At 63.4% G+C, this 21,094-nt stretch carries 22 protein-coding genes; 7 read left to right on the forward strand and 15 right to left on the reverse strand.

All coding sequences use genetic code 11. From position 1 onward, the window contains the following. Nucleotides 1-96: 96 nt before the first annotated feature. Entirely contained in the window at nucleotides 97-1,236 is a 1,140-nt protein-coding gene (locus tag KI243_RS14840) for a glycerate kinase (protein ID WP_177131059.1), read from the forward strand. A gap of 139 nt (nucleotides 1,237-1,375) precedes the next feature. Next, nucleotides 1,376-3,085 carry a SulP family inorganic anion transporter gene (locus tag KI243_RS14845; protein WP_212811074.1) on the forward strand — a complete coding sequence of 570 codons (1,710 nt, stop codon included), beginning with the start codon at nucleotides 1,376-1,378 and terminating at the stop codon, nucleotides 3,083-3,085. Here KI243_RS14845 and pncA read toward each other — a convergent pair. The 8 genes from pncA to KI243_RS14885 form a co-directional block, all read right to left on the reverse strand. Then, nucleotides 3,042-3,710 carry a bifunctional nicotinamidase/pyrazinamidase gene (gene pncA, locus KI243_RS14850; protein ID WP_017127401.1) on the reverse strand — a complete coding sequence of 223 codons (669 nt, stop codon included), beginning with the start codon at nucleotides 3,708-3,710 and terminating at the stop codon, nucleotides 3,042-3,044. The genes KI243_RS14845 and pncA overlap by 44 nt on opposite strands. Before the next feature lie 189 nt (nucleotides 3,711-3,899). Next, a complete protein-coding gene (locus tag KI243_RS14855; RefSeq protein ID WP_212811075.1) occupies nucleotides 3,900-4,685 on the reverse strand; it encodes a transcriptional regulator in 786 nt (261 codons plus the stop codon). After that, entirely contained in the window at nucleotides 4,682-5,179 is a 498-nt protein-coding gene (locus tag KI243_RS14860; protein ID WP_017127399.1) for an RNA polymerase sigma factor, read from the reverse strand. Before KI243_RS14860 ends, KI243_RS14855 begins: the two co-directional genes overlap by 4 nt. 54 nt (nucleotides 5,180-5,233) lie before the next feature. Then, nucleotides 5,234-5,776: a tetratricopeptide repeat protein gene (locus KI243_RS14865; RefSeq protein WP_177117923.1), complete on the reverse strand. Its 543-nt coding sequence runs from the start codon at nucleotides 5,774-5,776 to the stop codon at nucleotides 5,234-5,236. A 69-nt stretch (nucleotides 5,777-5,845) separates the two neighbouring features. After that, nucleotides 5,846-6,418, reverse strand: a complete 573-nt coding sequence (locus KI243_RS14870) for a cytochrome b (RefSeq protein ID WP_177131066.1) — start codon at nucleotides 6,416-6,418, stop codon at nucleotides 5,846-5,848. Nucleotides 6,419-6,613: 195 nt separating this feature from the next. After that, on the reverse strand, nucleotides 6,614-7,093 hold the full coding sequence (locus tag KI243_RS14875) for a nuclear transport factor 2 family protein (protein WP_042935887.1): 480 nt from the start codon (nucleotides 7,091-7,093) through the stop codon (nucleotides 6,614-6,616). 118 nt (nucleotides 7,094-7,211) lie between these two features. Next, nucleotides 7,212-7,775, reverse strand: coding sequence for a TetR family transcriptional regulator (locus KI243_RS14880; protein ID WP_017127395.1), 564 nt, complete (start codon nucleotides 7,773-7,775; stop codon nucleotides 7,212-7,214). Between the two features lie 103 nt (nucleotides 7,776-7,878). Then, entirely contained in the window at nucleotides 7,879-9,516 is a 1,638-nt protein-coding gene (locus KI243_RS14885; RefSeq protein ID WP_212811076.1) for a methyl-accepting chemotaxis protein, read from the reverse strand. Between the two features lie 221 nt (nucleotides 9,517-9,737). On the opposite strand from KI243_RS14885, the gene pssA reads away from it, so the two are divergent. Continuing rightward, nucleotides 9,738-11,081, forward strand: a complete 1,344-nt coding sequence (gene pssA, locus KI243_RS14890; RefSeq protein ID WP_017127393.1) for a CDP-diacylglycerol--serine O-phosphatidyltransferase — start codon at nucleotides 9,738-9,740, stop codon at nucleotides 11,079-11,081. A gap of 124 nt (nucleotides 11,082-11,205) precedes the next feature. Here pssA and efeO (KI243_RS14895) read toward each other — a convergent pair whose 3' ends face one another. The 5 genes from efeO (KI243_RS14895) to KI243_RS14915 all read right to left on the reverse strand — a co-directional run bounded on the left by efeO (KI243_RS14895) (nucleotide 11,206) and on the right by KI243_RS14915 (nucleotide 16,473). Further along, a complete protein-coding gene (gene efeO / locus KI243_RS14895; RefSeq protein WP_017127392.1) occupies nucleotides 11,206-12,030 on the reverse strand; it encodes an iron uptake system protein EfeO in 825 nt (274 codons plus the stop codon). Nucleotides 12,031-12,053: 23 nt separating this feature from the next. Continuing rightward, the gene (gene efeB, locus KI243_RS14900; protein WP_212811077.1) at nucleotides 12,054-13,394 is read right to left on the reverse strand and encodes an iron uptake transporter deferrochelatase/peroxidase subunit; all 1,341 of its coding nucleotides are present in this window, start codon (nucleotides 13,392-13,394) and stop codon (nucleotides 12,054-12,056) included. Between the two features lie 18 nt (nucleotides 13,395-13,412). Beyond that, nucleotides 13,413-14,606, reverse strand: coding sequence for an iron uptake system protein EfeO (efeO, locus tag KI243_RS14905; RefSeq protein WP_177131072.1), 1,194 nt, complete (start codon nucleotides 14,604-14,606; stop codon nucleotides 13,413-13,415). Nucleotides 14,607-14,614: 8 nt separating this feature from the next. Further along, the gene (gene efeU, locus KI243_RS14910) at nucleotides 14,615-15,457 is read right to left on the reverse strand and encodes an iron uptake transporter permease EfeU (protein WP_212811078.1); all 843 of its coding nucleotides are present in this window, start codon (nucleotides 15,455-15,457) and stop codon (nucleotides 14,615-14,617) included. 323 nt (nucleotides 15,458-15,780) lie between these two features. After that, nucleotides 15,781-16,473: an aspartate/glutamate racemase family protein gene (locus KI243_RS14915; RefSeq protein WP_212811079.1), complete on the reverse strand. Its 693-nt coding sequence runs from the start codon at nucleotides 16,471-16,473 to the stop codon at nucleotides 15,781-15,783. Between the two features lie 90 nt (nucleotides 16,474-16,563). Here KI243_RS14915 and KI243_RS14920 point away from each other — a divergent pair, with 90 nt between their 5' ends. Together KI243_RS14920 and KI243_RS14925 are read left to right on the forward strand one after the other, a co-directional pair. Continuing rightward, entirely contained in the window at nucleotides 16,564-17,364 is an 801-nt protein-coding gene (locus KI243_RS14920) for an AraC family transcriptional regulator (RefSeq protein WP_212811080.1), read from the forward strand. A gap of 73 nt (nucleotides 17,365-17,437) precedes the next feature. After that, nucleotides 17,438-17,932 carry a hypothetical protein gene (locus KI243_RS14925; RefSeq protein WP_177082216.1) on the forward strand — a complete coding sequence of 165 codons (495 nt, stop codon included), beginning with the start codon at nucleotides 17,438-17,440 and terminating at the stop codon, nucleotides 17,930-17,932. Nucleotides 17,933-17,982: 50 nt separating this feature from the next. On the opposite strand, the gene ccoN is transcribed toward KI243_RS14925, so the two are convergent. Both ccoN and KI243_RS14935 read right to left on the reverse strand, forming a co-directional pair. Beyond that, nucleotides 17,983-19,410, reverse strand: a complete 1,428-nt coding sequence (gene ccoN, locus KI243_RS14930) for a cytochrome-c oxidase, cbb3-type subunit I (protein ID WP_212811081.1) — start codon at nucleotides 19,408-19,410, stop codon at nucleotides 17,983-17,985. A gap of 102 nt (nucleotides 19,411-19,512) precedes the next feature. After that, nucleotides 19,513-19,788 (reverse strand): hypothetical protein, encoded by a 276-nt coding sequence (locus tag KI243_RS14935; protein ID WP_212811082.1) that lies wholly within the window; start codon nucleotides 19,786-19,788, stop codon nucleotides 19,513-19,515. On the opposite strand from KI243_RS14935, the gene tpx (KI243_RS14940) reads away from it, so the two are divergent. Both tpx (KI243_RS14940) and tpx (KI243_RS14945) read left to right on the forward strand, forming a co-directional pair. After that, a complete protein-coding gene (gene tpx / locus KI243_RS14940; RefSeq protein WP_177082219.1) occupies nucleotides 19,780-20,280 on the forward strand; it encodes a thiol peroxidase in 501 nt (166 codons plus the stop codon). The genes KI243_RS14935 and tpx (KI243_RS14940) overlap by 9 nt on opposite strands. Before the next feature lie 189 nt (nucleotides 20,281-20,469). Further along, the gene (gene tpx, locus KI243_RS14945; protein ID WP_212811083.1) at nucleotides 20,470-20,970 is read left to right on the forward strand and encodes a thiol peroxidase; all 501 of its coding nucleotides are present in this window, start codon (nucleotides 20,470-20,472) and stop codon (nucleotides 20,968-20,970) included. Nucleotides 20,971-21,094 lie beyond the last annotated feature (124 nt).

The raw sequence follows: 21,094 nt of genomic DNA on the forward strand, positions 1-21,094 counted from the left end.
TGAACAATAAAGCCCGCCAATGCTTGTGCAGCAGACAGGCGTCATTCCCTGTTTCAACTGGCAGCATGGACGCCATAAGAACCGGAGAACGCCCCCATGAAAATCATCATCGCCCCTGACTCCTTCAAGGACAGCCTGAGTGCCGACGCCGTGGCCAAGGCCATTGCCGAAGGGCTGGCCGAAGTCCTGCCGCAGGCACAACTGATCCAGTGCCCGATGGCCGATGGTGGCGAGGGGACGGTGGCGTCGGTGCTGGCGGCCTGCAATGGCGAGCGGCATGACGCGACGGTCCAGGGGCCCCTGGGCACGCCGGTGCAGGCCCATTGGGGCTGGTTGCCGGACAGCCACACCGCGATTATCGAGATGGCCGAGGCCAGCGGCCTGCAACTGGTGCCGCCCGGCCAACGGGATGCCTGCATCAGCAGTACCTTCGGCACCGGCCAGCTGATTGGCGCGGCCCTCGATGCCGGGGCCCGGCGGATTATCCTGGCCATCGGCGGCAGCGCCACCAACGACGCCGGTGCCGGTGCCTTGCAGGCATTGGGCCTGGGCTTGTTCGACGCCCGGGGACAGGCGCTGGCGCGAGGCGGCCGGGCCCTGGCGCAACTGCAGCGTATCGAGCAGGCCGGGCTGGACCCGCGCCTGGCCGAAGTGCGTTTCGAAATCGCCGCCGACGTGAATAACCCGCTGTGCGGCGAGCACGGGGCTTCGGCGATCTTCGGCCCGCAGAAAGGCGCGACACCGGCCCAGGTCCGCGAGCTGGATGCCGCCCTCGGGCATTTTGCCGACCTGTGCGCCGAGGTACTGCCCGATGATGTCCGCGACGAGCCCGGCAGCGGTGCGGCAGGGGGCCTGGGCTTCGCCGCCAAGGCCTTCCTCGCCGCGCAGTTCCGCCCGGGGGTGGAAGTGGTCGCCGAACTGGTGGGCCTGGCGCAGGCGGTGCAAGGTGCTGATCTGGTGATCACCGGCGAAGGGCGCTTCGATGCCCAGACGCTGCGTGGCAAGACGCCCTTTGGCGTGGCGCGGATTGCCCGGCAGCATGGCGTGCCGGTGATCGTGCTGGCCGGCACCTTGGGCGAAGGCTATGAGCAGATGTACCAGCACGGTGTCGATGCGGCGTTTGCCCTGGCGTCCGGACCGATGAGCCTGGAACAGGCGTGTGCCGAGGCCGCGTCCCTGCTGTCGGCGCGGGCGCGGGATATCGCCCGGGTGTGGAAGCTGGCGGCAGCGCGCTGAGCGACACCCTCTTCCTTGTGGCGAGATAGTGTCTGCCGGACGATTCAGCGCTAAGCTTGCGCACAAGGAGCGTGAGACCGCCCTGCAACTGGCGCGAAGCCAGGATGCCCGCTACCTGCCAGGACGGACCGGCCCATCGATGCGTGAACCTTCACCCGGCAATACCGCTGCACCTTCCGCCCAGCCTCGTCGTAGCGGGGCTGACCTGATCGCCGGCCTGTCGATCGCCGGCCTGCTGCTGCCCGAGGCGGTGGCCTATTCGACCATCGCCAATCTGCCGCCCCAGGCCGGGGTGATCGCGCTCTTCGCCGGGCTGCTCTGCTACGGGCTGTTCGGTACCAGTCGCTTTGCGATCGTCTCGGCCACCTCGTCGTCCGCCGCGGTACTGGCCGCGGCGACGCTGTCGGTGGCCGGAACGGACATCGCCCTGCGCCTGACCATGGCCATCGGCCTGGTGCTGATCACCGGCCTGATGTTCCTGCTTGCCGGGCTGTTCAAGCTGGGCAGCGTGACCTCGTTTATCGCCAAGCCGGTGTTGCGCGGCTTTGCCTTCGGCCTTGCGGTGACCATCATCCTCAAGCAGGTGGCAAGCATCGTCGACGTCCATCCGGAGCACGGTGACCTGATCCGCTTCATTCCCGAACTGCTCGGGCAATTGCCCCGATGGAACTGGGCCGGCGCGGCAGTAGCCGGCGTGGCGTTGGTGCTGCTGTGGATTTTCGGGCGTTTCCGACGCCTGCCGGGGGGCCTGCTGGTGGTGATGCTGGGTGTCGCCGCGGGCGAATGGCTGGACCTGCCGAGCCATGGGGTCGGCCTGATCGGTGTCATCGACCTGCAATTGGCAGTGCCGTCGCTGCCACGCCTGGGCTTCTCCGACTGGTTGAAGCTGGTGGAGCTGGGCTTTGCCCTGGTAATGATCCTGTATGCCGAATCCTATGGCTCCATCAGCGCCTTCGCCCTCAAGCATGGCGACCGGGTGAGTTCCAATCGCGACCTGCTGGTGCTGGGCGGTGCCAACCTGTTGTCCGGGCTGTTTCATGGCATGCCGGCCGGTGCCGGGTATTCGGCGACTTCGGCCAATGAGGCCGCGGGGGCGACGTCACGCTGTGCCGGAGTGGTCGCCGCGCTGGTGGTGCTGCTTATTGTCTCGACGCTGCTGCCGTTGATCGCGTTGACCCCGGAGCCGGTGCTGGCGGCGATTGTCATTCATGCTTTGACCCGGGCGGTCAGCCTGGAACCCTTGCAGCGTTACTTCGCCTGGCGCCGCGATCGATTCCTGGCGATCTGCGCGGTAGGCGCGGTCCTGTTGCTCGGGGTACTGGACGGCTTGCTGGCGGCGGTGGCGATCAGCCTGCTGCTGATGCTGCGGCAGATGTCCTCGGCGGCGGTCCAGGTACTGGGGCACCTGGCTGACGGCCATGACTTTGTCGATTGCCAGCTGCACCCGCAGGCCCGCGAGGTGCCGGGGCTGCTGATCCTGCGGCCGGGGGAGCCGTTGTTCTTCGCCAATGCCGAGCGCATTCTCGGCAGTGTCCAGCGCCTGGCCCGACAGCAGGGGCCGGGGGTAAGGGCGGTGATCCTCAGCCTGGAAGAGTCCCCTGACCTGGATGGCACCAGCCTCGAGGCGCTGCAGGACTTTATCCGGCGTTTCCGGGCCGGGGACCAGGACCTGCTGTTTGCCCGCCTGAAGCACGAGGCCCATCAGGCCTTGCTGGCGTTACCGCAGGAGGTCCTGTCCAAGGTCACTCTCAGTGAGTTGAGCGTCTATGCCGTGGTGCAGCAGGCGCAGGCAGTCGACAGTGGGCTCAGCACTGCTGATTCAGTGCCTCCAGGCTCAATGAGTCGATGAACCGGACGCCAGCCACTTCCATCTCTTCCATGGCCCGTTGCAATGAGCCGTCCATGTCGATGGCACGGCAGGCGTCGGGAATCAGGAAGGTGGTGAAGCCTGCCGCCCTGGCGTCCAGCGCGGACCAGGCGACGCAGTAGTCCAGGGCCAGGCCGGTCAGGTACACCGTCTCGATCCCGCATTCCTTGAGGTATCCGGCCAGGCCGGTAGGGGTCTTGCGGTCGGCCTCGACAAACGCCGAGTAGCTGTCGATGCCCGGGTTGCAGCCCTTGCGTATCACCAGGCGGGCATGGGGCAGGTGCAGGTCGGCATGCAGTTCGGCGCCACGGCTGCCTTGCAGGCAATGGTCGGGCCACAGCACCTGGGTGCCATAGGCCAGTTGCACGGTGTCGAACGGCACGCGCCCCGGATGGCTGCTGGCGAACGAGGCATGACCGGCGGGGTGCCAGTCCTGGGCGATGATGACATTGCGAAAACGGCTCGCCAGGCGGCTGATCAGCGGCACGATTTCGTCGCCACCGGCAACGGCCAGCTGGCCGCCGGGAATAAAGTCGTTCTGCACGTCGATCACGATCAGCGCGCAACGTGGGTCGTTCAGGGGCAACAGGCTGTCAGTGTGGGGCATTCAAATGTCCTCGGATGCTGGATTTCACGGGGTAAAGCATACAAGGATGACTCTAGTTCTTCCGGCTTGCGCAGGAGGTGCGCCGTGTTGTCAGCACTCGGCGCCGGGCAGGGTAGGTGATTGGCCGGTCGCCGTTTCCCCCGGGTAGCTGTTCCCGGGTGAAACGGCTGCTGCCCGACCTGGCGCAGGTTAGGTAGCGAAACGCTCGCGCAGCACATTCGCCATGGCTTGCAGCTCGACGGCGGAGTTGCGTCCGATCAGCATGTAGGCATGGGTCTTTCCAGCCCAGAACACTACGTTCATCCCGTGCCGGACTTCCTCGGTCACCGGCTTCACGCCGTTCTTCGAACGGGTGATGCACAGCGCCAGGGGGCCGTGCTGCGGATCGAGGTAGGCCATCTGGGCAATCGGCACATGCTCGTATTCCAGCATCTGCACGCGCTTGAGCTGCGGTCCGGGCAAGGCTACCTGGCTGGGCTCCAGGGCCAGTCCCAGGCCTTTGTCGAGGTTCTGCAACTGCGCCCGCTGCGAGGCTTCGTCGCCCGGCAGGTTGTCCAGGGTCTGCGTGGTATAGAGCGTCATATAGTCGGCCACCACGCTGCGCCAGCTGACTTCGCTCTGTGGTGCCGGCGCCTGCCAGACCTGGAACAGCCGGTCGGCGGCGATCCCGGCCACCATGAAGCTGGCGGCGACCGCGAGGAAGCTGCGTCGGCTCATGGGCGGCCTGGCGCGTTCCGACGGCAGTGAGTCGAGCATGGCTTCGAGCCTGGCCAGGGGAGCCTGTTCGAGCAGTTCGCCATAGGCGTCCTGGAACGGCAGGTCACTGCGGATCAGCCATTCGATGCGCTCGGCGACGGCCTCGTTTTCGGCGATGGCGATTTCCACGCGCGTGCGTTCCTCGATATCCAGTTCGTCATCGAGAAAGGCCACCAGAAGTTCATCGGAAGGCGTGTAGTGAGAAAGCTGATCAGTCATCGCCGTTCTCCGCTGGTTGAGGTGGGCACGGCACGCAGGGGCGGGTGCTCCGCCAGTTTCATGCGCGCGGCGGCGAGCCGGCTCATGACCGTGCCGATCGGCACCTCAAGAACATGGGCCACTTCCTTGTATGACAGGCCTTCGACATAGGCCAGGAACACGGTTTCGCGTTGCGCTTCGGGCAGGGCATCGACGCGCTTGATGACCTGCGAGGCGAGCACATGGGTCTGCACCACCTGCTCGCCGTCGAAGGACAGCACCTCGTCGGCATCGACCTGTCCCTGGCCCCGGCGCACGCGCTGGGAGCGGACCTCGTTGAGCCAGATCGAATGCAGGATGCTCAACAGCCAGCGATCCATGCGGGTGCCCGCGACGAACTGGTCGCCACGCTCCAGCGCCCGGACACAGGTGGCCTGCACCAGGTCCTCGGCGATATGTCGTTGTCGGGACAACACCAGGGCATAACGCCACAAGCGTGCCAGGTGCTGGCCCAACTCGGCTCGTATTTCCTTGTCGCTGGCGATGGCAACCTCCGCGTCTATCGATTATCAGCTCTGGGTAGGATGGGCGATGGCGTCTGCCAGGTCTTCATATTCTTCGCACTGGGTGCCGCAGAGCGACTTGATGGTCTGCAACTGCTCCTGGGCGAGGTCCAGGCGGCCCTTGATCACGTAGGCTTCGCCCAGGTATTCACGGACCTGGGCATAGTTTGGATCGAGTTCCACGGCTTGCAAGTAATAGCCGATGCCCTCGTCGGTGCGACCCAGCTTGCGGGTGGCGTAGCCACGATAGTTCAGGGCCTTGGCGGTATTCTGGTCCTTCAGGGTGTCGAGTACGTCCAGCGCTGCCTGGTACTGCTTGTCCTTGGCCAGGACGTAGGCGTAGTCGGCGCGTTCGTCGTCGGTGGCGGTGCTGCTCACCTTGGGCTCGCACTTGTTTTCTCTCGGGTTCCAGATTTGCTGCTCGGTGCACTTTTTCGGCGGCGTTGCCGGTTCTTCGCCGGAGGCGAACGCCAGGCTGCTCGACAGCGAAGCCGCCAGGCAACTGGCAATCAGGAAGGGAACGGCGAAAGTGCTTTTACGAAGGCTCATGGGTACTGCTCCGGGGTCTGCAACAAGGAGAACGCCTGGGCGTCGGGTTTTATTCGGTGGATCTGAAAATTATTTCAGGCGGCCACCCGGCAGCATGCGCCGCAGGGTGTCGTCGCCCAGGCCGTAGTGATGCACCAGGGCCATGATCGCGTGCAGGCCGGCCAGGATCACGATAACCCAGGCCACCTGTTCGTGCAGGCCGGCCAGTACCGGGCGCAGCGAACGGTCGAGGCTGACCAGCGTCGGAATGTCCACCAGGCCGAAGAAACTGAAGGGCTCGCCCTGGGCCCAGCGAAAGGCGAAACCCAGGCCGATCTGTGCCAGCAGCAATCCATAAAGCGCCAGATGGGCGAGTTTGGCCAGGGTATTCATGGCGCCGCGATGCAATGCCGGCAGGCGGCGTGCGGCGAACAGACGCCAGAGGATCCGGGCGATGACGATCAGCGCCAGCAGGATCCCGCAGGAGATATGCAACGACTGCAGGCCTTTGCGCCATGGCGTGCCGCGCTCCAGCTGGGCCCAGATCTGCGAGCTGGCGAAGAGATAGATCACCAGTACCGCGGTCAGCCAGTGCAGGCCGATGGTCAGGCGGTCATGGCGGTGCGTGGGCGTGTTGCCCGGGGGCAGGGAGACGGTGTGCATGGACAATCCTCGGTGGCGTTGTGGATTGAACACGCGATATCTGGAGTTTATTCATTCGTGGGCGAAATAATTTCAAGCCCTGAGGTCCTTACCCCGTTCGGCGACGCTCTGCGTCACAAAGCGGACGCAGAGCGTCCACGGAGACATTCCCACGCGGAGCGTGGGAACGATCGGTGATAGCCGTGGGAAAGGCGGTTACAGGCCCAGGTCCGACAGGCTCGGATGATCATCGGGACGACGTCCCAGCGGCCAGTGGAACTTGCGCTCCTCGGCCTTGATCGGCAGGTCGTTGACGCAGGCAAAACGATGGGCCATCAGGCCGTTCTCATCGAATTCCCAGTTTTCGTTGCCATAGGAACGGAACCAGTTGCCCGAATCGTCATGCCATTCATAGGCGTAACGCACCGCGATACGGTTGTCGGTAAAGGCCCAGAGCTCCTTGATCAGCCGGTAATCGAGCTCCTTGGCCCATTTGCGGCTGAGGAAGGCCTTGGCTTCTTCGCGGTTGTTGGCGAACTCGGCGCGGTTGCGCCATTTGGTGTCCAGGGTATAGGCCAGGGACACCCGTTCCGGGTCGCGGGAGTTCCAGCCGTCTTCGGCGAGGCGAACTTTCTGAATCGCCGATTCACGGGTGAAAGGCGGAAGTGGCGGGCGAGCGTCTGCGTTAGATGACATTTCAATGTCTCCAATGAGGTTGAGTTCAGACCAGTTGTCGCGCTGTGTTCAAGCGAAAGGTGTCACGCCCGGGAAGTCGTCATCCAGATTGAGCGGTTATTCCCGGGGCATGACGCCGTCAGAGCGCCAATAACTTCCGCGCCATGCATTGCGCATTATCGGCTGCACCGTGGTCGCCCATGACCAGTGCAACGGTAATGGCTCCGTCGATCAATATCAGCAATTGCCGGGCAACTGCTTCTTTGTCGTCGATGCCATGTGCTTCACAGAGCTCGACGAGATAGTCGAGCAGTTTCTGTTTATGTTCCTTGGCCAGCAGACGCACCGGATCCTGTGGATCGCCGGTCTCGCCCGCAGTATTGATGAAGGCGCAGCCACGGAAGCCTTCGGAGGTGAACCAGCCCGTCAGGACACTGAACAGGTTGAGCAGACGTTCACCGCTGGTGGCGGCCTTGTCGACTTCGCGGCGGTACCACTGCATCCAGCGCACGTCCCGCCGGCGCAAGGCCTCGACGGTCAGGTGATCCTTGGTGCCGAAGTACTTGTAGATACTTTTGCGCGCCACGCCGGAAGTCTTCACCAACAGGTCGATCCCGGTGGCATGGATGCCACTTTGGTAGATCAACCGCTCGGCGGTATCCAGAAGGGTGTCGCGGGTTTGATTCGGAATATTTTCGTTCATGGGAGAGATGGTAGAACGATCGTTCTCCATGGTCAATCCCTGTTCTCGAAATAAACCGTCGGGAGCTGCGTTGCCGTCCCTGGCAACCGTGATGGCGGGGAGATCAGACTTTGAAGAAGCTGACTTTCTGCGTCAGGCTGTCGGCCAGTACCGAGAGTTCGCGGCTGGAGAGGGCCACCTGGTTGGAGCCGACCGAAGTCTCCATGGCCGCATCGTGGATGCGGTTGATGTTCTGGTTCACTTCCTGGGCCGCGACGCCTTGCTGGGTGGAGGCGCTGGCGATCTGTGCGTTCATGTCGTTGATCGCGCCGACTTCCTCGCGGATCCGGATCAACGCGCCTTCGGCGACACGGGTGCGTTCGACGGTCTGCTGGGCCATTTCGCGGCTGTTGCGCATGATCTCGGCGGTCTTGCCGGCACCGGACTGCAACTGGGCGACCATTTCGCGGATTTCCCGGGTCGAATCCTGGGTACGGGTCGCCAGGGAACGCACTTCGTCCGCCACCACGGCAAAGCCGCGTCCTGCCTCGCCGGCGCGGGCGGCCTCGATGGCGGCGTTGAGGGCCAGCAGGTTGGTGCGTTCGGCAATCGAATTGATCACCGCCACCACGTTTTCGATGGCCTGGCTGTCGTGGGACACCTGGTCCACCGACTCGGCTGCGCCGTCGAGCACCAGGGACAGGCGCTGCATCTCGCTGGAGGTGGTCTGCACCATCTGCTTGCCGCTTTCCACCGCCTGGTCGGCGGCGTTGCTGGCCAGCGCGGCTTTCTGCGCGTAGCCGGCGATTTCGTGGACCGTGGCCGCCATCTGGTTGATGGCGGTGGCCATGCGCTGGGTTTCCCCGGCCTGTACGCGCATCTGCTCGCTGTTGCTGTCGGAACTGGCCAGCAGTTGCGTGGACGAGCCCATCAGGTCGTGGGCCACCGCTCGTACCTGGGTGATGGTTTCGGCCAGGTGGCGGTTGCTGGTCTTCAGGGCGCCCATGACGCTGTCCGGGTAGCGGGTATCGATCACCCCGTCGAGTTGGCCGTTGGCCAGCTGGCGGATCGAGTCGGCGACCGCTTCCGGTTCCGCGCCGAGGGTCGACTTGAGGTTGCGGATGATCAGCACCGAGACCAGTACGCTGAGCAGCACGGCGATGGAGGTGGCCAGCAGCATCAGGGTGGCGAAGTGGCTGGCGGTGGCGCGCACGTCGGCCAGTTGCGTGCCGATCGAGGCTTCCTCCCAGTCGATCAGTGCATTGATGCGTTTGAGCCATTCCTTGTAGGCCGGGGAAATGTCGGACAGCAGGAAAGCCTGGGCCTTGTCCATGTCGCCCTGCTTGCGCAGCTCGATCAGGCGGGCGGTCAGGGCCTGGCTAGCGCGCTCGCTGCTCTTGATGTCATCGAGCAGGCGCCGTTCGGCATCGGAGGCCCCCATGTGGGAGAAGATCGCATCCATCGGCTGGGCCGAGGCCTGGTAATCGGCGTTCAGCCGTTCGATGTTGCGCAGGTGGGTGTCCAGGCCAGCGCCGTCGCGGACCAGCACCGCATCGCGAATGGCGATGGCGCGATCATGCACACTGCCGCGGAAGTTGATGGCGTAGCGTTGCTTGACCGCGCTGTCGTCGCTGACGTTGGTCAGGGTCGAGTCGATCAACCCCACGCGATTGACCCCGATCAGGGTTACCAGAATCAACAGCGAAAGTACCAGCCCAAACCCCAATCCAAGGCGTTTGGCGATTGTCAGAGAGCGGGTCATTTCAGGTTTCCTTAGCGTAAACGCAGGATTGATATCAGAGAGCCATTAGATGGGCCAACTTGTAGCCTGTTACAAGGGCCAGTCGGAATTTGTTTTTGCCTATCAGGGCAATGGGCTGAATATCTCGAGGTTGGCAGCAACGCCCTCCTGGAAGGCGAGCGCAAAAAGCGATGCATGGTGTAAGCTCTCGAGTCCTTCGCATTCGACCCTTAGCGAGCCCTATGCCGTCGCTCTTCAAACGCTCCCTGTTGCCCAAACTGCGCAGTTTCCCGTTGACTGCCGATGCCTTGACCATCCTGCCGTCGGCCGCCGAGTTCCGTCGCTGCCTGCTGGAGAAGATCGCCGGGGCACGGCAACGCATCACCCTGGTAGCGTTGTACCTGCAGGAAGACGAGGCGGGGCAGGAGATTCTCGATGCGCTGCATGCGGCCAAATCGGCCCATCCGGCGCTGGAGATCGTCGTCGTGGTCGACTGGCTGCGCGCCCAGCGTGGCCTGATCGGCGCGGGCAAGCAGCCGGGCAACAGCGCCTGGTACCAGGCGCAGACCCGCGACCACACCACCGAAGTACCGATCTACGGCGTGCCGGTGCAGACCCGCGAGTTGTTCGGCGTGCTCCACCTCAAGGGTTTCGTGATCGATGATTGCGTGATCTACAGCGGCGCGAGCCTGAACAACGTCTACCTGCACAAGTTCGACAAGTACCGCTTCGACCGCTATCACCTGCTGCAAAACCGCGCCCTGGCCGATTCGATGCAGGGGCTGATTCGCAAGGAGTTGCTGGCTTCCCATGCGGTCTGCCGCCTGGACCTGCCGAGCCTGCCGAGCACCCGCAGCCTGCGCGGCGGTATCGGCGATCTGCGCAGTCGCCTGAAAAAGGCCCAGTACGACACTCAGGCCGGCGCCGAACCGAGTTTCAGCCTGTCGGTCAGCCCGCTGCTGGGCCTGGGCAAGAACAACCCGCTGAGCCGGGTGATCTGCGAACTGATCGCCGCCAGCCAGCAGCAACTGACCATCTGCACGCCGTACTTCAACCTGCCGCTGGCGGTGACCCGGGAGATCAACCGGGCCCTGGAACGAGGGGTGAAGATCGATATCATCGTCGGCGACAAGACCGCCAACGACTTCTATATCCCGCCGAGCCAGCCGTTCAAGGTCATCGCCGCTCTGCCGTACCTGTACGAGATCAGCCTGCGGCGCTTCGCCAAGCGTCATCAGGCGGCCATCGACAGTGGCCTGCTGAACCTGCACCTGTGGCGTGACGGTGACAATACCTACCACCTCAAGGGCATGTGGATCGACCAGCGCTATACCTTGCTGACCGGCAACAATCTCAATCCACGGGCCTTCCGCCTGGACCTGGAAAACGCCTTGCTGATCGACGATCCGCGCAGCGAACTGCTGGAGCCAAGGGCCCGGGAGCTGGAGCTGATTTTCGAGAACACGCGGCGTATCGACAGCTTCAAGGAGCTGGATACCCTGGTGGAATACCCGGAGGCGGTGAGCAAGTTCCTGCGGCGGGTCAGTCGGGTGAAGATCGAGCGACTGCTGTATCGGATGCTTTGAGGCGGCTCCTTGTAGGAGCTGGCTTGCCGGCGATGCAAGGCTCGAGGCCGTTGTCGCTGGAAGCCAGTTCCTGCACAGCGTGGCCTTCCAGGCGACATTGCATCGCCTGGAGGTCACATGAGCCTTAGTTCAGGCCCAGCTTGCCGCGCAGGGTCGACAGGTCTTCGGCCAGGGTGTTGACCGGACCCACCAGGGCCTTGCGGTCAGCGTCCTTGACCTTGTCATAGGTCTCGAAACCGCCGTCCTTGGTCTTGTACTTGGCCAGGATCTTGTTCACAGCGGCAAAGTTCTTGTCGACTTTGGCGGCGAAGGCCTTGTCCTGCTTCTCGATCTGCGGACGGAACAGGTCGACGATTTTCTTCGCGCCGTCGATGTTGCCCTGGAAGTCGTACAGGTCGGTGTGGCTGTAGCGGTCTTCTTCACCGGAAATCTTGGTCGCGGCCACTTCTTCGAGCAGGGCGGCGGCGCCACCGACGACTTTCTCCGGCGGGAAGGTCAGGCCGGCGACGCGGGCCTGCAGGTCCTTGACGTTCTTGTCCAGGCCATCGGCCAGGTCACCCAGGCCCTGGGTGGAGTTTTCGGAGAACAGGCTGTACTCCAGGCGGTGGAAACCGGTGAAGTCTTCGGCCTTGACACCTTTCTCGTGGTCGTCGACACGGGAGTCGATGGCGGCGTCGAGGTCGCTGAACAGCTCGGCGATCGGCTCGATCGACTCGTAGTGGACGCGGGTCGGTGCGTAGAGCTTCCTGGCGGTGGCCAGGTCGCCTTTCTTCACGGCGTCGGTGAACTGCTGGGTCTTGCTGGCCAGCTCGTCGAGCTGTTCAGTCACGTAAATCTTGTAGTCCGAAACCGGCCCCACCAGGTCCAGGGGCGCAGTGGCCGCAAAAGCCGAGAGCGGAGTGTGCAGCAGGCCGACGGCCAACAACAAAGCAAGAGGCGACTTCTTCATGGGACGTTTCCGTGAGTTAAGGGTTAAGCAGTGGTTTTTTGTGGTGTTGCAGATAGCAGCGAGCGACCGATGAAATCCTGATCGCCGGTGACTCCCGGCAAGGTGAAGAAATAACCGCCGCCGATCGGCTTGAGATATTCCTCCAGGGGCTCACCGTTGAGTCGTGTCTGGACCGCGATGAAACCTTGCTCCAGGTCGGCCTGGTAGCAGATGAACAGCAAGCCCATTTCCAGCTGGCCGTTCTTGCTCACGCCGTTGGAGTAGTTGAACGGCCGGCGCAGGATCAGGTTGCGCTGGGTTTCGGCAGTACGCGGGTTGGCCAGGCGGATATGGGCATCGAGCTTGGTCAGCTTGCCTTCGGGATCCTTGGCGTAGTCCGGTACCTGGGTTTCTTTCTGGCCGTCCATGGGCGCGCCCGAGCTCTTGACCCGGCCGATGATGCTTTCCTGCTCCTGCAGCGGAGTGCGGTCCCAGCGTTCCACCAGGTTGCGGATGATCCGTACCGCCTGGTAACTGCCGTGGGCGGCCCAGGCCGGTTCGTCGCTGCCGGGCTGGACCCAGACGATACGGTCCATGGCGCTGCCGTCGTTGGAGTCCGGGTTGGCCGAACCATCACGGAAACCGAGGAAGTTGCGTGCGCTCTGGGCCGGTTCGCCGGGCTTGGCCGGGGCCTGGGGCGGTACCGAGCCTTCCTGCTTCCAGCGCACCAGCAGCAGGTCCGGGGTGTTCTTGACGATATCGCGCAGGGCGTGGATGTTGGTGTCCGGGGTGTTGGAGCAGAACTGGATGCTCAGGTCGCCGTGGCACAGGTCCGGCTGCAGGGCGTCGTTGGAGAAACCGACCATCCGGCTCAGGCGCTTGGGCTTGGCGGCCTCCAGGCCGAAACGCTCATCGAACAGCGAGTCGCCGACGGAGACGGTGATGGTCAGGTTGTCCGGGGTGACGACCGGGCCGAGGATCCCGGAGTCCACCGGTGGCAGCTTCGGGTCGACCTGCTTCACCGCGCCGCCGGTCATCAGGAAGGCGATGCGCTGGTTGAGGGTGCGGAACAGGCGCTCGAGGTCCTTGCGGTCGCTGGCGAGGACGTCGAAGGCGACGATCATGCCGGCTGCCGGACGCGGCGTGACGATGCCGGTCTGGTGCTGACCATGGAAATCGTGGCGGTCCTGGGTCTTGTCGCTGCTCGGAGCCTGGGTTACCTGGGCTTGAGCTACTTGGGCTTGACCGGCCTGGCCCTGTGACGCCGCCATGGCCGGACAACTCAGGGCGCTGCCGGCAATGGCCGCGCCGGCTACGCCCATGCCCAGCAGAACGCGGCGGCGGTCGGCGGAAAACTCGTTGTTACGCTGTGATGAATCGCTCATGTTCGGGTCGTCTGCTGATTACAGGCCGGAAAGGCCAAGGGCGGGATCGATTCCATCGAGTGCATCGGCCAGGACCTTGGCCTTGTCGGCAAGCTGCTTGCGCTGTTCGGCGCTGACGGTGTCATAGGCGACATAGCCGTCGGCGGTGCGCAGGCCGTTGAATTCGGCATCCAGGGCAACGGCGGCGTTGTCGAGCTTGGGCAGCAGGTCGGCGGCCGACTTCGCCAGCAACGGCCGCAGCAGGTCGATGACCTTGCGCGTGGCTTGCAGGTTGGCGGCGAAACCATTCAGGTCGACATGGCTGTAGCGTTCTTCCTCGCCGCTGCTGCCGCGGGTCTCGGCGATGCTGTGCATGCTGCGGGCGACGATACTGACCAACTGTTCCGGGGGCAGCGACTGGGCCAGCAACTGTTGCTTGAGGCTGATCACATCGGCCTGCAGACGCTGCACGGTGGGCATCAGACCATCGAGGTTGCGTTGCTGGAACAGGCCGTATTCGATGCGGTGGAAGCCGCCGAAGCCAGGGTCCTGCTCGCGCTTTTCGTAGTAGTCGGCGCGGGCGTTGATACCGTTGTCCAGTTCGGAAAAGCGCTGGGCGGCCGGTGCCAGGCGCTGATAGGCGGCGCGGGCCGGCACATACAGCGCCTGGGCCTGGCTCAGGTCGCCGGCGGCGATGGCCTGTTGCAGGGCGTCGACCGCCTTGATCAGGGCGCTGCCCTGGGTGCTCAGGTAGACGCGGAACTCCGACAGCGGTCCGATAAAAGCGGTCATCGACGGACGCGCCTGGGCGGCCGCGTCAGAGGCAGCGGTCGGGGTCACGTGCAGCGTGCCACGGGGATTGCTCAGCAGGCCGCAGGTAATCGCGTAGTCGCCGGGGGCGAGATTGGCGTTGATCACCTGGCTCAGGCCGGGGGCGATGTTCTCGCGTTCTTCGACCACCAGCACGCCGTCGAGGATTTCCCACTCCACTGCGCGATCCGACTTGTTGAGGATACGGAAGCTGTTCAGCCCGGCTGGAACGGTCAGTGCATTCGGTTCACAGCTATGGGCCAGGATGCTGACGGTGATTTCGTTGTGATGACCCTGGCGTTTGCTCGCTGCCAGTTGCGAGGCGTAGTAGAACAGTCCACCGGCCGCGATCATCACGATCACCGAGCCGGCTACCGCCCAGCGCAAGGCCTGGGGCGGTTTGCCAGTTGCAGGGTTGGACATGGGTAACCTTACTGGTTGGGAACGGAAGAGGTTTGCTTGGTTGCCGGTGGCGCGGCCGGGATGAAAAACATCACCAGCGCGATCACCAGGTATAGCAGGTAGGCGCCTACGACACTGACGGTCGGGGCATCCTGGTAGCCGAACATGCCGGCCAGCACCGAACCGGTCGGGCCGTCCATTGGCAGCGTGGCACTGATATCGAAGACCACGGCTTGCAGGTGGTTCCACATCCCGGCTTCATGCAGTGCCTGTACCGAATTGGCCAGGATGCCGGCGGCGACCACGAGGATGAACAGGCCGGTCCAGCGGAAGAACAGGCTCAGGTTCAGGCGCATGCTGCCGGTGTAGATGGCGAAGCCGACGAAAATCGCCAGGATCAGGCCGAGCAGGGCACCGATCGGCGCGCCCGGGCCTTCGCTCTGCTGGAACACCGCCAGCAGGAAAAACACGGTTTCCAGGCCTTCCCGGGCCACGGCGAAGAACACCATGGCAATCAGCGCCCAGACCTGGTGCCTGGAGCCGGCCAGGGCGTGATCGAGGGATACATGCAGGGAATGCTTGATGGACCGGGCGACCTTGCGCATCCAGAACACCATCGAGCTGAGGATGCCGACGGCGATCAGGCCGACGATGCCTTCGAAGAGTTCCTGTTGTTTCTGCGGGAACTCGGCGCTCATCAGTTCCAGGCCGCCACCGACCAGCAGGGCGAGGGCGGCGGCGAGAAAGACCCCGATCCAGACGGCGGGCATCCACTGGCCGCGGCCGGTCTGCTTGAGGTAGCTGGCAATGATGCCAACGATGAGCGCGGCTTCGATGCCTTCGCGCAACATGATCAGAAAGGGAACCAGCATTCGGCAATCGCGTCCGTTACAAAGTGGATGGTAATTTGTAACATAATGATACTCATTACTAAACAGCTTTCATTGACAATAGCTGAACCTGGGCTGAACGGCAGGGGGCTGCCCGGACGCAGAGCGTCCAGAAGGGCGTTCCCACGCAGAGCGGGGGAACGATCAGCGGGATTCCGGTCTGCGCAAGACAGGCGTCTGGCGGGGTCCCCGTGGGAGCCGGCTTGCTGGCGATAGCGATCTGCCGGTCGACATCCGTGCTGACGGATGCGTCGCGATCGCCAGCAAGCCGGCTCTGGCAAGGTGCATCCGCCATGGGGGCGATATCAGGTGCTCAGGGCGAAATCGACCGCCGCGAGTGCATGCAACTCGGTGGTGTCGAGCAACGGCAGGTCGCTGTGCTCCGGCTTGATCAGCAGGCTGATTTCCGTGCACCCGAGAATCACCGCCTGGGCGCCGCGGGCGGCCAGTCCGGCGATCACTTGCCGGTACACCTGGCGCGAATGTTCGCTGATGATGCCGACGCAGAGTTCATCGTAGATGATCCGGTGCACGGCCTGGCGCTCGTCGGCTTCAGGCACCAGCACCTCCAGGCCCTGGGCGATCAGGCGCTGCTTGAGAAAGTCCTGCTCCATGGTGAACGCGGTGCCGAGCAGCCCCACGGTCCGTGCCCCGGCCGCGAGGGCGGCGTGTCCGGCCGGCTCGGCGATATGCAGGAAGGGGATGTCTACCGCGGCCTGGATCTGCTCCGCGACCCGATGCATGGTGTTGGTGCAGAGCACCACGCACTCGGCGCCACCGGCCTGCAGGCGCCGCGCGGCGTCCTGCAGGATCAGCCCGGCATCGTCCCAGCGCCCGGCGTGCTGGGCCTGTTCGACAGGTCCGAAGTCGACGCTGTACATTAGCAGCGACGCCGAGCGCAACGGGCCGAGCCGCGCGCGGACCTGCTGGTTGATGATCCGGTAGTACTCGGCGCTGGATTCCCAGCTCATGCCGCCGATAAGGCCGATGGTACGCATGTGGTGCTCCTGTCGATAAAAGGTGTCGATAAAGGGTGCCTTGCGCAGTCTGCGCGGCTGCATCAGTTCCCATCTATCAGGAAATTTCATATGCCGGGGCAACGGCCTGCAGTGCTTCCAGTTCCTCCCCGGCATCTGCTGGACGGGCGGCTGTGCCTGCAGTTGCTGCCGCGCTCGGCCTACAGCGGCCGCGACCCGGTGCAATGGCAGACCCTGGGCATTGCCCTGGAACACCAGCAGGGCGTGCACGCGATCAATTCCGACCGGCGTATGGATTTCGACACCTGGCCCGGCACCCTGGCACTGACGCCGCCCGGCGTCGAGGTGTTTTCCGAATCGGCCAGGGGCGGCGAATACCTGCTGGCGCGCTGGCGGCTCGAGGATGAACAGGCCCCGACGCAGCGCCGCCTGGAGATTCCCGGTCATGCCCGGGGCCTGTCCTGCGGACGGCAACTGCGCCGCTTGCTGCTGGATCCGCACACCGATCCGCTGGCCCTGGAAGCCGCTGCACTGGACTTTGTCGGGCTGTGTGACACGGCTCCGGTTTCGATCCGTCGATCAGGTGATTTCGGGCCGATCCTGCAACGCTTTGCCGAAGCCTTTGCGCAGCCCTTGAGCCTGGCGCGGCTGGCGGCCGAACAAGGGCAGTCGGAACTGCGTTTCCTGCGGGATTTCACCCGTGCCATCGGCATGACTCCCCATGCCTACCTGCTTGAGGTCCGGGTTCAGGCTGCGCGACAACTGATCGAGAACTCCGACCTGGCACTGGCGGAGATCGCCCTGGACTGCGGCTTCGCCCATCAGTCGCACCTGGGTAGCGCCTTTCGCAAGGTGATGGGCGTGACACCCGGCGAGTACCGCAGGCGACTCTCTTGCAAAAGCTCTGCATGAGTTAGTCGTACGCCCCCGGATGCGATCTGCCATGATCGTGGCTTCGATTCAGGTTCACCCGAGGAGCAGTTCAATGGACGATGTACGGCAACTGGGGGAAATGCTTCGGCACTACGCCGAGAGCGAAGCGCACAAGCAGCAACTGTTCGACAGCCAGTCGGCCCACTGGACGGCGCGGATCGTCGAGCTGTTCGATCATATCGAGCGCTGGCTGGAGCCGGTCAAGGCACCGGGCCTGCTGGAAGTGCGGCGCGAGGATTACGTGGCCTTCGGCCCTGGCGTCGCGGTGGAAACCTCGACCTTCAAGACGCAGAAACTGAGCATTCATATCGCCGGCAAACCGGTGGAGTTCGTCCCGGAAGTGATGGGCGCCGGTGGTGCGATTTCCCTGGCGGTGGTGGGCTTGACAGCGGCACGCCATGGCAGCGTTTCACTGGTGGGCGTGCCGGGTACCGGGGACTGGCAGTGGCGCAAGACCAATGGCCTGAAAGACCCGGACATCTTCGCATTCGATGCCGATTTCCTCGCCGTGCAATTGCAGAGCCTGATCCCCCGCGAACGCGTGTGAGCAGGCGGGTGGCCGGCTACAGGCCACCCTGCGTTCCATGGCCGGTGCGTTCAGGCGATCTGCGCTGCTTGCCGGGCCACGGCGGCATCCGCCACCCGCACGGTGCGCCAGGTGTTGTAGGCCATCAGCAGCATGCCGCTGAGAAAGAATACCCCTCCGGCAAATCGCACGATAAAGCCGGGATGGCTGGCCTGCAGCGCCTCGACGAAGGAGTAGGTGAGGGTGCCGTCCTCGTTGACCGCGCGCCACATCAGTCCCTGGGTGATGCCGTTGACCCACATCGAGGCGATATAGAGGACGGTGCCGATGGTCGCCAGCCAGAAATGCAGGTTCATCAGGCCGACGCTGTACATCTGCTCGCGCCCGAAGACCTTGGGGATCATGTGATACAGCGAGCCGAAGGTAATCATCGCCACCCAGCCGAGGGCGCCGGCGTGCACATGGCCGATGGTCCAGTCGGTGTAGTGGGACAGGGCGTTGACGGTCTTGATCGCCATCATCGGTCCTTCGAAGGTCGACATGCCGTAGAACGCCAGGGACAGCACCAGGAAACGCAGGATCGGATCGGTGCGCAGCTTATGCCAGGCGCCCGAGAGGGTCATCATGCCGTTGATCATGCCGCCCCAGCTCGGCGCCAGCAGGATCAGCGACATGGCCATGCCCAGCGACTGCGCCCAGTCCGGCAGGGCGGTGTAGTGCAGGTGGTGGGGGCCGGCCCAGATATACAGGGTGATCAGCGCCCAGAAGTGGACGATGGACAGCCGATAGGAATACACCGGACGCCCGACCTGCTTGGGCACGAAGTAGTACATCATCCCGAGGAAACCGGTGGTCAGGAAGAAACCCACCGCGTTGTGCCCGTACCACCACTGCACCATGGCATCCGTCGCGCCGGAGTAGACCGGATAGGACTTGAGCCAGCTCACCGGGATCGACAGGTGATTGACCACGTGCAGCATGGCGATCACCAGGATAAAGGCTCCGAAGAACCAGTTGCCGACATAGATATGCCGGGTCTTGCGTCGTACCACGGTGGTGAAGAACACGATGGCGTAGGCGATCCAGACCACGGTCATCCACACCGCGCCGCTGAATTCGATTTCGGCATATTCCTTGGTAGTGGTATAGCCCAGCGGCAGGCTGATGAACATCACCACGATCACCGATTGCCAGCCCCAGAACGTGAACGCCGCCAGGGCGTCGCTGTACAGCCGCACCTGACAGGTACGTTGCACGGTGTAGTAGCTGGCGGCGAACTGGGCGCTGCCGGCGAAACCGAAGATCACCAGGCTGGTGTGCAACGGTCGCAGGCGGCCGAAGGTGGTCCAGGGCAGGTCCAGGTTCATTTCCGGCCAGACCAGTTGCGAGGCGATCAGCACGCCCATTGCCATGCCGATCACGCCCCAGAATACCGTTGCCACGACGAATTGCCGGACCACCTTGTAGTTGTAGGCCTGTCCGTTTGGTGCTGTGCTCATGGTCAAGTCTTCCACGGTTGCAAAATCGCGCCAGGCCACCCTGGCCTGGCATGCCGTGAACTGTAGGAATGGAGGACGGGACAAAACAGACTCAGAAAAAGCTCATTCATACGGATCAGATATTTCGCCGATTGGCATTGAATGAGCTGGATTCTGATAGGTTTTTTCAGAGCAGAGGTCGATCTGTATCGAGTTTTGCCGGCGCAGAGAAGGGTGGCGGTGTTTCGCGCCCGTTCCTACACTGAAAAGCTGTTTTTCAGGTTTGCCGAACAAGGCATCGTATGACAATTTGTGCGTCCCCATAGGTCGCCCGGCACTTTCGTGTTTAACTTCGGCCTCTTCAAAAAAACGTCTGGAAGGATTTCGTTCATGGCTCAAGTCACCCTCAAAGGCAATCCGGTTCAAGTCAACGGTCAACTGCCACAAGTCGGCTCCAAGGCGCCAGCCTTTTCCCTGGTCAGCGGCGGCCTGGCCGACGTCACCCTGAGCAGCTTTGCCGGCAAGCGCAAAGTGCTGAACATTTTCCCGAGCGTCGATACCCCGACCTGCGCCACTTCCGTGCGCAAGTTCAACGCCCAGGCCAACGACCTGGCCAACACCGTGGTGCTGTGCATCTCGGCTGACCTGCCGTTCGCCCAGGCACGTTTCTGCGGCGCCGAAGGCCTGGAAAACGTACAGAACCTGTCGACCCTGCGTGGTCGCGAGTTCATCGAGAACTACGGCGTGGCTATCGCTGAAGGTCCGCTGGCCGGCCTGACCGCTCGTGCTGTCGTGGTCCTGGATGAAAACGACAACGTCCTGCACAGCGAACTGGTCAAGGAAATCGCCGAAGAGCCCAACTACGAAGCAGCCCTGGCTGTTCTGAAGTAACGGCGGCGGTGATGCCCGACGGCCTGGCTTTGTCCAGGCCGTTTTTCGTTGTGCGGCGCTCTGTCTCGGGCTTTTCGGGCAAGTCCGCCCGGCTGCTGGTGTGACAAATTGTGTTTGCACATAGGTCGCCGCACCGTATCGTGGTTAACTTCGACTTTATTTCATACACCGTTCAGGGGGATTCAGTTCATGGCACAAGTGACGCGCAGGGGCGTGGTGGTCCGGGTCGACGGTGAACTGCCACTTCCCGGGACCCGGGCGCCGGCATTTTCCCTGGTGGACAAGGACCTGGCGGATGTCACCCTGGGCAACTTCGCCGGCAAGCGCAAAGTGCTGAATATCTTCCCGAGCGTCGATACCCCCACCTGTGCCAGATCGGTGCGGGCCTTCAATGCCCGGGCCAATGAACTGGCCAATACCGTGGTGCTGTGCATCTCCGCCGATCTGCCGTTTGCCCAGGCGCGTTTCTGCGGCGCGGAAGGCCTGGACCAGGTGCTCAACCTGTCGACCCTGCGTGGCGGTGAATTCAGGGAAAATTACGGCGTGGCCATCGCCGATGGTCCGCTCGCCGGCCTGACCGCCAGGGCAGTGCTGGTCCTCGACGAACAGGACCAGGTGCTGCACAGCGAACTGGTCGCCGATATCGGCCAGGAACCCGACTACGCCGCGGCTCTCGCGGCATTGCGGTAAGCGCCTTTACAATTATTGACGGCCTGCCTCTGTCCAGGCCGTTTTTATTTGTGCTTCAGTGCCTTAGTCGAAGGCTGAAGAACGTCATGCGAAGGTAAATTGCCGGTAAAGGCGCTTTGCTTGA

This window comes from Pseudomonas sp. Ost2 (genome assembly GCF_018326065.1).
In the GTDB taxonomy this organism is placed as follows: domain Bacteria; phylum Pseudomonadota; class Gammaproteobacteria; order Pseudomonadales; family Pseudomonadaceae; genus Aquipseudomonas; species Aquipseudomonas gingeri.

Bases quoted from the DNA above. Each gene is read 5' to 3' on its own strand.
- KI243_RS14840 (WP_177131059.1), top strand. From the start codon at position 97: ATGAAAATCATCATCGCCCCTGACTCCTTCAAGGACAGCCTGAGTGCC.
- KI243_RS14845 (WP_212811074.1), top strand. From the start codon at position 1,376: ATGCGTGAACCTTCACCCGGCAATACCGCTGCACCTTCCGCCCAGCCT.
- pncA (WP_017127401.1), bottom strand. From the start codon at position 3,710: ATGCCCCACACTGACAGCCTGTTGCCCCTGAACGACCCACGTTGCGCG.
- KI243_RS14855 (WP_212811075.1), bottom strand. From the start codon at position 4,685: ATGACTGATCAGCTTTCTCACTACACGCCTTCCGATGAACTTCTGGTG.
- KI243_RS14865 (WP_177117923.1), bottom strand. From the start codon at position 5,776: ATGAGCCTTCGTAAAAGCACTTTCGCCGTTCCCTTCCTGATTGCCAGT.
- KI243_RS14870 (WP_177131066.1), bottom strand. From the start codon at position 6,418: ATGCACACCGTCTCCCTGCCCCCGGGCAACACGCCCACGCACCGCCAT.
- KI243_RS14875 (WP_042935887.1), bottom strand. From the start codon at position 7,093: ATGTCATCTAACGCAGACGCTCGCCCGCCACTTCCGCCTTTCACCCGT.
- KI243_RS14880 (WP_017127395.1), bottom strand. From the start codon at position 7,775: ATGAACGAAAATATTCCGAATCAAACCCGCGACACCCTTCTGGATACC.
- KI243_RS14885 (WP_212811076.1), bottom strand. From the start codon at position 9,516: ATGACCCGCTCTCTGACAATCGCCAAACGCCTTGGATTGGGGTTTGGG.
- pssA (WP_017127393.1), top strand. From the start codon at position 9,738: ATGCCGTCGCTCTTCAAACGCTCCCTGTTGCCCAAACTGCGCAGTTTC.
- efeO (WP_017127392.1), bottom strand. From the start codon at position 12,030: ATGAAGAAGTCGCCTCTTGCTTTGTTGTTGGCCGTCGGCCTGCTGCAC.
- efeB (WP_212811077.1), bottom strand. From the start codon at position 13,394: ATGAGCGATTCATCACAGCGTAACAACGAGTTTTCCGCCGACCGCCGC.
- efeO (WP_177131072.1), bottom strand. From the start codon at position 14,606: ATGTCCAACCCTGCAACTGGCAAACCGCCCCAGGCCTTGCGCTGGGCG.
- efeU (WP_212811078.1), bottom strand. From the start codon at position 15,457: ATGCTGGTTCCCTTTCTGATCATGTTGCGCGAAGGCATCGAAGCCGCG.
- KI243_RS14915 (WP_212811079.1), bottom strand. From the start codon at position 16,473: ATGCGTACCATCGGCCTTATCGGCGGCATGAGCTGGGAATCCAGCGCC.
- KI243_RS14920 (WP_212811080.1), top strand. From the start codon at position 16,564: ATGCCGGGGCAACGGCCTGCAGTGCTTCCAGTTCCTCCCCGGCATCTG.
- KI243_RS14925 (WP_177082216.1), top strand. From the start codon at position 17,438: ATGGACGATGTACGGCAACTGGGGGAAATGCTTCGGCACTACGCCGAG.
- ccoN (WP_212811081.1), bottom strand. From the start codon at position 19,410: ATGAGCACAGCACCAAACGGACAGGCCTACAACTACAAGGTGGTCCGG.
- tpx (WP_177082219.1), top strand. From the start codon at position 19,780: ATGGCTCAAGTCACCCTCAAAGGCAATCCGGTTCAAGTCAACGGTCAA.
- tpx (WP_212811083.1), top strand. From the start codon at position 20,470: ATGGCACAAGTGACGCGCAGGGGCGTGGTGGTCCGGGTCGACGGTGAA.